Source organism: Pseudomonas sp. (assembly GCF_037994325.1).
Taxonomy (GTDB): domain Bacteria; phylum Pseudomonadota; class Gammaproteobacteria; order Pseudomonadales; family Pseudomonadaceae; genus Aquipseudomonas.
Map to the genome: position 1 here is coordinate 1 of NZ_JBBNAH010000745.1, position 10,998 is coordinate 10,998.

Consider the following 10,998-nt stretch of genomic DNA (forward strand, 5'->3'; position numbering starts at 1 on the left):
GTTCCACTGCATTCGCACCTACTCGATGACTGGCCTGGAAGCCATTCCAGAACTAGCACGCAAGCACGGCTTGAAGTTGATGCTCGGCGCCTGGGTCAACGGCAACCCGGTGGACACCAAGAAAGAAGTCGATGCGCTGATCAAGTCGGCCAACGAAAACCCGGACGTAGTGCAATCGGTGATCGTCGGCAACGAATCGTTGCTGCGTAAAGAAGTCACCGGCGCGCAACTGGCCAAGCTGATTGCCGACGTGAAGTCGCAAATCAAACAGCCGGTTACCTATGCCGACGTCTGGGAGTTCTGGCTCAAGCACCCGGAAGTGGCGCCAGCGGTGGACTTCCTGACTATTCACCTGCTGCCCTATTGGGAAGATGACCCCACCGGCATCGACGAAGCCCTGGCCCATGTCGCTGAAATTCGTCAGGTGTTCGGCACTAAGTTTGCGCCCAAAGATATTTTTATCGGTGAAACCGGCTGGCCCAGCGAAGGCCGCCAGCGCGAAACCGCCGTACCGAGCCGTGTCAACGAAGCCAAATTTATCCGTGGTTTTGTCGCCATGGCGGAGCAGAACGGCTGGAACTACAACCTGATCGAAGCGTTCGACCAACCGTGGAAACGCGTCAGCGAAGGTGCCATGGGCGGTTACTGGGGCCTGTTCGATGCCGACCGCCAAGACAAAGGCGTGCTGGCCGGGCCGGTATCGAACTTCTCTAACTGGACCCTGTGGCTGAGCGTCAGCGGCGTGATTTTCTTCGCGACCCTGTTGCTCGCCGGGCGCCCCTCCTCCACCCGTTCGGCTCTGATTCTGCCGCTGCTGGCGGCCGTCGGCGCCTGCTGCATTGCGCTGTGGGGTGAGATGGCGCGGGTGAATAGCCGCTATGTCGGCGAATGGCTGTGGGCGGCGTTTCTGGTCGGCCTGAACCTGGTGGTACTGGCCCATGCAGCGCTGGCCTTGTCGAACAAAGCCGGCTGGCGCGCCAACCTCTATCGCTGGCTGCAAGCCCGTGGTGGCTGGTGGTTGGCCGCTAGCGGCTTTGCCGCTGCGGTGCTGATGCTCGGCTTGGTGTTTGACCCGCGCTACCGTTGCTTCCCGAGCATGGTCTTGCTGCTGCCGGCCTTGGTGTACCTATGCCGTCCGGTGGCCGGGCCACGCCGGGAAGTGGCCCTGCTGACCCTGATCGTCGGCGCCGGCATTTTGCCGCAGCTGTACCAGGAGACGCTGGGTAACTGGCAGGCCCTGGGTTGGGCGGCGGTGAGTGTGCTAATGGTGGCCGCGTTGTGGCGTAGCTTGGGGCGTAAGGCTCAGGTGGCGTAACAAACGCTCGGCAATAAAAAACGGGGGGCAGTGAACGGCCCCCCGTTTTTTATTGCCTGCGGTTTACTTGAAGACGGACCACGTCACACCGGCCTCCCCGCGCAGGCGGGGATCCAGAATGTGGCGACGGCCGCGGTCCACCGGAACATTCTGGGCCCCGCCGGTGCGGGGGCGACGGGGCATTTGGCCAATCTGCATTGCCCCCACATCGCAATACCGCCGATGCGCTACGACGAATTCAGGCGTTTGGATTAAGCCAACTGGCGCGGCGCCCGTACCAAGCGCAGTGCCGCAATCACCACCGCAAACACCGCCAAACTGGCGCTGTAGAGCACCAACGCCGGCAAGGCAAACACCAACGCCGCCACTGCCAACCACCAGCCAGCACGGCCCGGCACCACAAACGCCAGCACCGCGCCAATCAAACCGGCCAGGGCGATAATCCGGAAGTGGATCAACAGGCCCAGGCCATCACGCACTTGGCATTCCCAGCGCTGCGCCTGGTCAACGCAGATACCAACCCACTGGCTGTCCTCCATCAGGGCAAAACGCAGCCCGTAGGCAGCGGCTAGCCACAGGGCCAGAACGATCAGCAACGCGATCAGAGGCAAACGACGGGACATGGGACTCTCCGGTAAATAAAATCGGCGCTCAGGATAAACGCCAGCGCACGGTATGCAAGCGTCAGAGCACGAAACATCAAGCTTTGCCCATGCTTTTGGTTGCACCCTGTTGCCGCGCGCGCTTTGTCCCTGCAAGCTCAGCCTATTCCGCCACTTTTGGAGCCTGTATGTCCCGTATCCAACTGCGCAACGCCACGCCCGACGATGTTGGCCTGATCCTCGACCTGATTCATGAACTGGCGGTGTATGAAAAGCTCAGCGATCAAGCCGTTGCCACCCCGCACGATCTAAGCGCCAATCTGTTCGGCCCACGCCCATTCGCCGAAGTGCTGATTGGCGAGTTGGATGGTCAGGCGCAAGGCTTCGCGCTGTTCTTCCCGACCTTTTCGACTTTTCTGGGCAAACCCGGCATTTATCTGGAGGACCTGTACGTTCGCGAACAGGCCCGCAGTTCAGGCCTGGGCAAGGCTTTGCTGGCGCGGCTGGCGCACTTAGCGGTGGAACGTGGTTGCGGGCGGCTGGAGTGGGCGGTACTGGATTGGAACGAGCCGGCGCTGGGCTTTTATCGTCGCCTTGGCGCCCGTGCACAAGACGATTGGACCACCTACCGACTTAGCGGCGCCGCCCTTGGCGAGCTGGCTAAGCAAGCTAAGTAAAATATCTGTGCTATACCAGCCAAGCCGCTGTCATAACGCCGGATTCATTCCGCACTTTATCTTCTAAAGGGATTTGCGATGCCGCGCCTCTCACGTTTTGCTGCGCTTATGGCTGGGTTATGCCTGAGCCCGTTGTTGTCGGCCGCCGACATCGACGAGGCCAGTTACGGCTTCCCCCTGACCAACCCGTTCGAGGCGACTATCGCCACGACGCCTCCAGACCTGCGCCCGGAAGTACCGGACGACCTGGATATTGATCAGGCTGACTACAACCTCAAGCTGCACCCCGAGCGCGAGCTGGAAGTGCCGGATAACTTCTGGCCAGTAACCACGCTGCGTTATCGCATGGCCAAACAGAAAGGCCCGGCGCCGCTGATTTTTATCATCGCCGGCACTGGTGCGCGCTTTGACAGTACCATCGCCAATAACCTCAAACGCGTGTTCTACGGCGCTGGCTACCACGTGGTGCAGTTGTCCTCGCCCACCAGCTACGACTTTATGACCGCCGCGTCCCGCCATGCCACACCCGGCGTCAGCACCGAAGACGCCGACGATATGTACCGCGTGATGCAAGCGGTGCGCGCCCAGCATCCGGAGGTGGAAGTCACCGACTTCTACCTCACCGGCTACAGCCTGGGGGCCTTGAACGCCGCCTTTGTCAGCAAGCTGGATGAAACCCGGCGCAGCTTCAACTTCAAAAAAGTGTTGATGCTCAACCCGCCGGTAAACCTCTACACCTCAATCACCAACCTCGACCGCTTGGTACAAACCGAGGTCAAGGGCATCACCAACAGCAGCACCTTCTATGACACGGTGCTGAGCAAGCTGACCCGCTACTTCCAGCAAAAGGGCTACATCGATATCAACGATGCCATGCTCTACGACCTGCAGCAGTCCAAGCAGCACCTGTCGGATGAACAACTGGCGATGCTGATCGGCACCTCGTTCCGTTTCTCCTCGGCGGACATTGCCTTTACCTCCGACCTGATCAACCGTCGCGGCCTGATTACCCCGCCACAAACGCCGATCAGCGAAGGCACCAGCCTGACCCCGTATTTCCGCGAAGCGCTGCAGTGCGACTTCGACTGCTATATCCGCGAGCAACTGATCCCCGCCTGGCGCGCCCGCACCGACGGCGGCAGCCTGTTGCAGTTGATCGACCAGGTAAGCCTGTACGCCCTGGAGGACTACCTGAAAACCAGCGACAAAATCTTGGTGATGCACAACAAGGACGACGTCATTCTCGGCCCTGGCGACCTGGGCTTTTTACGCAGAACGATGGGCGATCGTTTGACCGTTTACCCGCACGGCGGGCACTGCGGCAACCTCAACTACCGCGTAAATACCGCCGCCATGCTGGAGCTGCTCCATGACTAAGACATCCCTGCTGCTCGCCCTTCTGCTCGCCAGCGGCGCCGCACACGCCGCCGAACCCGGGGCCACCCCGTCAACGCCAGCTGAGCCGGATGGTTTTACCGAGCCACTGAAAGGACTGAAGTTCAACGCCGGCCTGGACCAACGCGAATTCGAGCGCTCAACACTCGACGCGCTAAACGTGTGGGATCCGCTGGAATCGGTAAACCGCCGCGTCTACCACTTCAACTACCGCTTTGATGAGTGGGTGTTTTTGCCGGTGGTCGACGGCTACCGCTATATCACGCCGCAGTTTGTCCGCAGCGGCGTGAGCAACTTCTTCAGCAACATTGGCGACGTGCCGAACCTGCTCAATAGCCTGTTGCAGTTCAAAGGCCAGCGCTCGATGCAAACCACCGGCCGCCTGCTGCTGAACACCACTATTGGCATCGTTGGCTTGTGGGACCCAGCAACCATGATGGGCTTGCCCAAACAGTCGGAAGACTTCGGCCAAACCCTGGGCTTCTACGGCGTACCCGCTGGCCCGTACGTGATGCTGCCAATTCTTGGCCCCTCAAACCTGCGCGACACCGGCGGCTTGGTGGCCGACTTTGCTGCCGAGCAGCAGATCAACTTCCTTAATGTCGCCGAGGTCAGCAACGACCACCCGGAACTGTTCCTGCTGCGCTCCATCGACCGCCGCTACGTGACCACCTTCCGCTACGGGCAAACCAACTCGCCGTTTGAATACGAGAAAGTGCGCTACGTATACACCGAAGCGCGCAAGTTGCAGATCGCCGAGTAAAAACAGACCGTCACCCACTCTCGTCATTCCCGCGCAGGCGAGAATCCAGAAGGGTGCGACGTACACCTTTTTAAACCTACGTACCTGAGCCCCCGCCTTCGCGGGGGCGACGGGAAACTCAGAGGCCGCGTTCCGCCCAGAACGCGGCCTCTTGCTTAACCAACCCATCAATAGACTCGATAACTATCACACCAATTTCGCACCAATCCATCTACCAGAAAGGGTTAGCATCGCTCCATTGATTGCCTGGAGAGATCGCCATGCCCGCCCTTCGCACCATTATCAGCATTCAACCCGGCCAACCCGCCTCCGACGGCGCGGGTGTGCGCCTGAACCGTGTTATCGGCGGCGCGGGCATCGAGCGATTCGACCCGTTTCTAATGCTCGACGAATTCGGCTCCGACAACCCCGACGACTATATCGCCGGCTTTCCGCCGCACCCGCACCGTGGTTTTGAAACCATCACCTATATGCTTGAAGGGCGCATGCGCCACGAAGACCATCTGGGCAACGTCGGCTTACTCGGCAATGGCGGCGTGCAATGGATGACCGCCGCACGCGGCATCATCCACAGCGAAATGCCTGAACAAGAAGAAGGCGTGATGCGCGGCTTTCAGCTGTGGCTGAACCTGCCGGGCAAAGACAAACTCGGCGACCCGGGTTACCGCGATATTCCCGCCGAAGAGATTCCGCATATTCGTACCGCGCAAGGTGTTGAGGTGGTGGTGATTGCCGGCCAGTTTGACGATGGCCAGGTGCAGCAACTGGGCGCGGTGCAACGGCCGCACACTGAACCGCAGCTGTTTGATTTGCGCCTGGGTGCCGGCACCTCAGTGGCGCCGCGCCTGCCTGATGGGCATCGGCTGATGCTGTATGTCTACGACGGTAGCGTTCAGCTGGATGGTCGCTCGGTAGAGGCTGGCAAGTTGGTGCGTTTGTCTGACAGCGGCCAGTTGCAGCTAAGCAGCGAGCAGGGCGCCAACGTGCTGCTGGTGGCCGGTAAACCGCTGGGCGAACCGATCGTGCAATACGGCCCCTTTGTAATGAACACCCGCGAGGAAGTAGAGCAGGCGCTGCGCGATTTTCGTGATGGGGTGTTGGCCTAGTCCATCAACGGTTTGGTGCGCACAGCACACTCTACGGCGATAGGATTACAGGGTGTGCGGCGCGCAGCAAAACGATGGCCGGGCACATGCAAACCGCGATTACAACGAGGCTGCCACCTGCGGTTCCAACCCCAAAAAGCGCACCAGCTCGGCCTTTTGCGCCATCGCATCCTGGTAGCCCAACTCGATCAGTTCGTTGCAGTACCCCGCCTCAAACAGCAGGTAACTCAACACCCCTGCCCCACCGGCTTTTTTCGCCCCCGGCCCACGCAAAAACATGCGCAAGGTGCGCGGCAGTTCATGCCAATGGCGCGCGGCGATATGGTCCAGCGGCTGGCTGGGTGCAATCACCAAAACATCCACGGGTTTGATCGCCATGCTTTTTGCCGGCAAGTCGGCGGGCAGCAAGCGGCACATCTGGTTCATCCGTTCCAACAGCTCGATATCGCTTTCCAGGCTGTCAATAAAGGTGCTGTTGAGCAGATGGCCGCTGACCTGCGCCAAGCTCGGCGGCCCGGACACTTTGGCGCGCATCGGCACATTCTGCGGGTTGCCATTACCACTAACGCCCACCACCAGCACACGATTGGCGCCAAGGTGCAGGGCCGGGCTAATCGGTGCCGACTGCCGCATGGCGCCGTCGCCAAAGAATTCGCGGTTGATTTTTACCGGCGGAAAAATCAGCGGAATCGCTGCACTGGCCAACAGATGATGCAACTGCAAGCGCGTCGGTACGCCAACACGGCGGTGACGGAACCACGGGTCAATGGCGGCGCGGCCTTGGTAAAACGTCACGGCTTGCCCGGAGTCGTAGCCAAACGCGGTCACCGCCACCGCACGCAATTTGCGCATACGAATGGCCGCGGCAATACCGGTGAAATCCAGATGCTCGGCGAGCAGGCCGCCCAGGGGCGAGCTGTTGAGCAAGGCCACTGGCGCCCGCTTGCCCAGCCCCAACAGGCTATGGCCAAAAAAACGGCTGGCTTGGCGCACCACGCCGGAGAAGTCACTGCGGTACACCTGGTGGCAGTGGAAGTTTTGCCAAACGTGGGTAAGGCGTTTAATCGCCTCGTTAAACTGCAACGCGCCGCAGGCCAGCCCCACAGCATTGATGGCCCCGGCCGAGGTGCCGACGATCACAGGAAAGGGGTTTTGCGTGGTGTCGGGCAGCAGATCGGCGATTGCCGCCAGCACCCCCACTTGGTAAGCAGCGCGTGCACCGCCGCCCGAAAGAATAAGCCCAGTCACCGGTTTTGTAGGGTCGTGCGCCAAATTCATCGAGTTTTCTCAGAAATTTCTTCCGAGTATAGAGGCGCCGAGCGCTTGAAGATTAGCTTTTATGGCACATGCGATCCGTAGGGGGTGCTGTGCGCACCAAGCGGTCTTCGCGAAAACTACAGGGGTGCGCACAGCGCAGCCTACGGGCCCTTCAGCGTTTGCTGTAGAGCTTCGCCTCACCCGGCGGCCGGGTTTTAAAGCGCCGATGCGCCCACAGGTATTGCTCGGGGCAACTCAAAATCGCCCGTTCCACCCATTGGTTCACCCGCAGGCAATCTTCTTCCTCGCTGTCGCCAGGGAAATTGCGCAGCGGCGGATGAATCACCAATTTGTAGCCGCCGCCATTAGGCAAACGCTTCTGCGTGAAAGGCATTACCTGCGCACGGCCCAGGCGGGCGAATTTGCTGGTGGCGGTAACAGTGGCAGCGGTAATGCCAAACAGCGGCACAAACACGCTTTGCTTGATGCCGTAATCCTGGTCTGGCGCGTACCAGATCGCGCGTCCGGCGCGCAGCACCTTGAGCATGGCACGCACGTCTTCGCGCTCAATCGCCTGGGCGTCGAGGTTATGCCGCTCGCGGCCCCTACGCTGGACAAAGTCGAACACCGGGTTGCCATGCTCACGGTACATGCCGTCGATGGTGTGGCGCTGGCCCAGCAGGGCAGCGCCGATTTCCAGGGTGGTGAAGTGCACGGCCATCAGGATTACGCCTTGGCCCTGCAACTGCGCTTCCTGCAAATACTCCAGGCCTTCGATATGGGCCAGGCGCGCCAGGCGCTTAGTCGGCCACCACCAGCTCATCGCCATTTCGAAAAAGGCGATGCCGGTGGAGGCGAAGTTTTCTTTCAGCAGTTTTTTCCGCTCGGCGGCCGACATCTGCGGGAAGCACAATTGCAGGTTGCGCGCGGCGATTTCACGGCGTGAACGAGCACCCACATACATTAGCCAACCCAAGCCGCGACCAAGGCCCAGCAGCACGCGATACGGCAGCTGCACCAGCAGCCAGAGCAGGCCCAAGCCGAGCCAAAGCAGCCAATAACGGGGGTGAAGAAAGGGGCGACGAAACTGCGGACGAGCCATCGGTGCTCTCGAAAATCAAACAAAGGCGCGCATTCTACAGGACTGCACGCGGCTTGCGGCCCAACCGCGTTCTCGCTATAAGTCCGGTCTAAATCAGAGCCGCCAGGCTCGCCCGTTACTTTTGCTTTCAGCCCATTTTTTTAAGGCGCATCAGGCACCCCATGAGCCAAGCCGATCTGCTCAACCAAGACCCCGTATTCCAGCTCAAAGGCAGCATGCTCGCCATTACCGTGCTGGAGCTGGCGCACAATGACCTCGAGCGCCTGGAACAGCAACTGGCCGAGAAGGTTGCCCAGGCACCGAATTTCTTCAGCAATATTCCCCTGGTATTGGCGCTGGACAAACTGCCCGCCGCCGAAGGCATTCTCGATCTTGGCGAGCTGATGGCGCTGTGCCGTCGCCATGGCCTGCGCACCCTGGCCATTCGCGCCAACCGCGAAGAAGATATCGCCGCCGCGCTCGCCCTCGACATTCCCGTGCTGCCACCTTCGGGCGCGCGGGAAAAACTGGTGGAGCCGGTAGAAGTGGCCGCCGCCAGAAAGAAAGCGGAAAAACCGCCGGAGCCGGTGGTCAACCCCACCAAAGTCATCACCTCGCCGGTACGTGGCGGCATGCAAGTATATGCCCAGGGCGGCGACCTGATTGTGCTGGCCCCGGTCAGTGCCGGTGCGGAACTTCTCGCCGACGGCAACATCCATGTTTACGCGCCTATGCGCGGCCGAGCCCTGGCAGGCGTGAAAGGCGACACCAAAGCACGGATTTTCTGCCAGCAAATGGGCGCCGAAATGCTCTCCATCGCCGGTCAGTACAAAGTCGCTGAAGACCTGCGCCGCGACCCGCTGTGGGGCGATGCAGTTCAGGTCAGCCTGACCGCTGACGTGTTGAACATCACCCGGCTTTAACGGATACTGCGGCCACTTTTCAGGACACTAAAACGGGCATCTGGAAGCCACCTATTGTTGGCGCCAGATTCCCGCATTTCTCTATATTTGGGGTGAATCACCTTGGCCAAGATCCTCGTAGTCACGTCCGGCAAAGGTGGCGTCGGTAAAACCACCACCAGCGCCGCCATCGGTACCGGCCTCGCCCTTCGTGGGCACAAAACTGTGATCGTCGACTTCGACGTCGGTCTGCGTAACCTCGACCTGATCATGGGCTGCGAACGCCGCGTGGTGTACGACTTCGTCAACGTGGTCAACGGTGAAGCCACCCTGACCCAAGCGCTGATCAAAGACAAACGCCTGGAAAACCTCTACGTGCTGGCCGCCAGCCAGACCCGCGACAAAGACGCGCTGACCAAAGAAGGCGTGGAAAAAATCATCAACGAGTTGCGCGAAACCTTTGAATACGTGGTTTGCGACTCGCCAGCCGGTATCGAAAAAGGCGCGCACCTGGCGATGTACTTCGCCGACGAAGCCATTGTCGTAACCAACCCGGAAGTGTCTTCGGTACGTGACTCCGACCGTATGCTCGGCCTGCTGGCGAGCAAATCGCGCCGCGCTGAGCTGGGCGAAGACCCGATCAAAGAACACCTGCTGCTGACCCGCTACAACCCCGAGCGCGTGCTCAAAGGCGAAATGCTTGGCGTTGAAGACGTCGAAGAAATCCTCGCCATCCGCCTGCTTGGCGTAATCCCTGAGTCGCAAGCCGTACTGAAGGCCTCCAACCAAGGCGTGCCGGTGATCCTCGACGACCAAAGCGACGCCGGCCAAGCCTATAGCGATGCGGTTGACCGTCTGTTGGGCAAGGAAGTCGCCCACCGTTTCCTTGATGTGAAAAAGCAGGGCTTTATGCAACGCCTGTTTGGAGGTCGTGAATGAATATTTTCGACTTCTTTCGCGAGCGTAAAAAAGAAACCACTGCGTCGATTGCGAAAGAGCGTCTGCAAATCATCGTCGCCCACGAGCGCGGCCAGCGCAGCAAGCCGGATTACCTGCCGGCCTTGCAGCAAGAGCTGGTTGAGGTGATCCGCAAGTACGTGAACATCGAGTCGGACCAAGTGCACGTGGCCCTGGAAAACCAAGGCAGCTGCTCAATCCTCGAGCTCAATATCACCCTGCCGGATCGTTGATCCCACGGGTTTGCATAACGGCGGCTTCGGCCGCCGTTATCGTTTGTGAAAGTTGTTATTTGTGGAACTGATGCATGCCGCTGTCGAACGTTGAAATCGTCTACCAAGACGAGCAAATCCTGCTGGTCAACAAGCCCACGCTGCTGTTGTCGGTGCCCGGCCGCGCCGAAGACAACAAGGACTGCCTGATCACCCGCCTGCAGGAAAACGGCTATCCCGAAGCGCGCATCGTCCACCGCCTGGACTGGGAAACCTCAGGTCTGATCCTGCTCGCCCGCGATGCCGACACCCACCGCGAATTGTCCCGCCAGTTCCACGACCGCGAAACCGAAAAGGCTTATATCGCGCTGTGCTGGGGCCAACCGGAACTGGACAGCGGCCAGATTGACCTGCCCTTGCGCTACGACCCGCCGACCAAACCGCGGCATGTGGTCGACCATGAACAAGGCCGCCACGCCCTGACCTTCTGGCGGGTACTGGAACGCTGCGGCGATTGGGCACGCGTCGAGCTCACGCCCATTACCGGCCGCTCGCACCAACTGCGCGTGCATATGTTGTCGATTGGCCACCCGCTGCTTGGCGACGGTTTGTACGCCCACGAACAAGCCCTGGTCGCCTACCCACGCCTGTGTTTGCACGCGGCCATGCTCGCGTTCACCCATCCAAAAACCGGCGAGCGTCTGCGCTTCGAGTGCCCGGCACCGTTCTGA

Annotated in this window: 12 protein-coding genes; 9 read left to right on the plus strand and 3 right to left on the minus strand. The window is 60.3% G+C overall.

Annotated features, from left to right (window positions below; all coding sequences use genetic code 11):
* The coding region (locus AAAB16_RS24915) for a beta (1-6) glucans synthase (protein ID WP_340665771.1) at positions 1–1,315 on the plus strand (1,315 nt) is incomplete at its 5' end.
* A gap of 251 nt (positions 1,316–1,566) precedes the next feature.
* Here the strand turns inward: AAAB16_RS24915 and AAAB16_RS24920 are convergent.
* Positions 1,567–1,938: a hypothetical protein gene (locus AAAB16_RS24920; protein ID WP_340665772.1), complete on the minus strand. Its 372-nt coding sequence runs from the start codon at positions 1,936–1,938 to the stop codon at positions 1,567–1,569.
* Between the two features lie 167 nt (positions 1,939–2,105).
* On the opposite strand from AAAB16_RS24920, the gene AAAB16_RS24925 reads away from it, so the two are divergent.
* From AAAB16_RS24925 to AAAB16_RS24940, 4 genes are all read left to right on the plus strand, one after another.
* Positions 2,106–2,594, plus strand: coding sequence for a GNAT family N-acetyltransferase (locus AAAB16_RS24925; RefSeq protein WP_340665773.1), 489 nt, complete (start codon positions 2,106–2,108; stop codon positions 2,592–2,594).
* A 78-nt stretch (positions 2,595–2,672) separates the two neighbouring features.
* Positions 2,673–3,971, plus strand: coding sequence for a serine/threonine protein kinase (locus AAAB16_RS24930; RefSeq protein WP_340665774.1), 1,299 nt, complete (start codon positions 2,673–2,675; stop codon positions 3,969–3,971).
* Positions 3,964–4,752, plus strand: coding sequence for a VacJ family lipoprotein (locus tag AAAB16_RS24935; RefSeq protein ID WP_340665775.1), 789 nt, complete (start codon positions 3,964–3,966; stop codon positions 4,750–4,752). The genes AAAB16_RS24930 and AAAB16_RS24935 overlap by 8 nt, the downstream gene beginning before the upstream one ends.
* A 260-nt stretch (positions 4,753–5,012) precedes the next feature.
* Entirely contained in the window at positions 5,013–5,858 is an 846-nt protein-coding gene (locus tag AAAB16_RS24940) for a pirin family protein (protein WP_340665776.1), read from the plus strand.
* A 99-nt stretch (positions 5,859–5,957) separates the two neighbouring features.
* On the opposite strand, the gene AAAB16_RS24945 is transcribed toward AAAB16_RS24940, so the two are convergent.
* Together AAAB16_RS24945 and AAAB16_RS24950 are read right to left on the minus strand one after the other, a co-directional pair.
* Positions 5,958–7,136, minus strand: coding sequence for a patatin-like phospholipase family protein (locus AAAB16_RS24945; RefSeq protein ID WP_340665777.1), 1,179 nt, complete (start codon positions 7,134–7,136; stop codon positions 5,958–5,960).
* Between the two features lie 151 nt (positions 7,137–7,287).
* Positions 7,288–8,217 (minus strand): lipid A biosynthesis lauroyl acyltransferase, encoded by a 930-nt coding sequence (locus AAAB16_RS24950; protein WP_340665778.1) that lies wholly within the window; start codon positions 8,215–8,217, stop codon positions 7,288–7,290.
* Between the two features lie 161 nt (positions 8,218–8,378).
* On the opposite strand from AAAB16_RS24950, the gene minC reads away from it, so the two are divergent.
* The 4 genes from minC (at position 8,379) to AAAB16_RS24970 (ending at position 10,998) form a co-directional block, all read left to right on the plus strand.
* Entirely contained in the window at positions 8,379–9,119 is a 741-nt protein-coding gene (gene minC, locus AAAB16_RS24955) for a septum site-determining protein MinC (RefSeq protein ID WP_340665779.1), read from the plus strand.
* A gap of 102 nt (positions 9,120–9,221) precedes the next feature.
* Positions 9,222–10,037, plus strand: coding sequence for a septum site-determining protein MinD (gene minD, locus AAAB16_RS24960; RefSeq protein WP_110616286.1), 816 nt, complete (start codon positions 9,222–9,224; stop codon positions 10,035–10,037).
* Positions 10,034–10,288: a cell division topological specificity factor MinE gene (gene minE / locus AAAB16_RS24965; RefSeq protein WP_340665780.1), complete on the plus strand. Its 255-nt coding sequence runs from the start codon at positions 10,034–10,036 to the stop codon at positions 10,286–10,288. Before minD ends, minE begins: the two co-directional genes overlap by 4 nt.
* Positions 10,289–10,362: 74 nt before the next feature.
* On the plus strand, positions 10,363–10,998 hold the full coding sequence (locus AAAB16_RS24970; RefSeq protein ID WP_340665781.1) for an RluA family pseudouridine synthase: 636 nt from the start codon (positions 10,363–10,365) through the stop codon (positions 10,996–10,998).

Excerpts from the sequence above, each read along its gene's own strand:
- minC (WP_340665779.1), top strand. The coding sequence starts at position 8,379 with ATGAGCCAAGCCGATCTGCTCAACCAAGACCCCGTATTCCAGCTCAAA.
- AAAB16_RS24945 (WP_340665777.1), bottom strand. The coding sequence starts at position 7,136 with ATGAATTTGGCGCACGACCCTACAAAACCGGTGACTGGGCTTATTCTT.
- AAAB16_RS24970 (WP_340665781.1), top strand. The coding sequence starts at position 10,363 with ATGCCGCTGTCGAACGTTGAAATCGTCTACCAAGACGAGCAAATCCTG.
- minE (WP_340665780.1), top strand. The coding sequence starts at position 10,034 with ATGAATATTTTCGACTTCTTTCGCGAGCGTAAAAAAGAAACCACTGCG.
- AAAB16_RS24935 (WP_340665775.1), top strand. The coding sequence starts at position 3,964 with ATGACTAAGACATCCCTGCTGCTCGCCCTTCTGCTCGCCAGCGGCGCC.
- AAAB16_RS24940 (WP_340665776.1), top strand. The coding sequence starts at position 5,013 with ATGCCCGCCCTTCGCACCATTATCAGCATTCAACCCGGCCAACCCGCC.
- AAAB16_RS24930 (WP_340665774.1), top strand. The coding sequence starts at position 2,673 with ATGCCGCGCCTCTCACGTTTTGCTGCGCTTATGGCTGGGTTATGCCTG.
- AAAB16_RS24920 (WP_340665772.1), bottom strand. The coding sequence starts at position 1,938 with ATGTCCCGTCGTTTGCCTCTGATCGCGTTGCTGATCGTTCTGGCCCTG.
- AAAB16_RS24950 (WP_340665778.1), bottom strand. The coding sequence starts at position 8,217 with ATGGCTCGTCCGCAGTTTCGTCGCCCCTTTCTTCACCCCCGTTATTGG.
- AAAB16_RS24925 (WP_340665773.1), top strand. The coding sequence starts at position 2,106 with ATGTCCCGTATCCAACTGCGCAACGCCACGCCCGACGATGTTGGCCTG.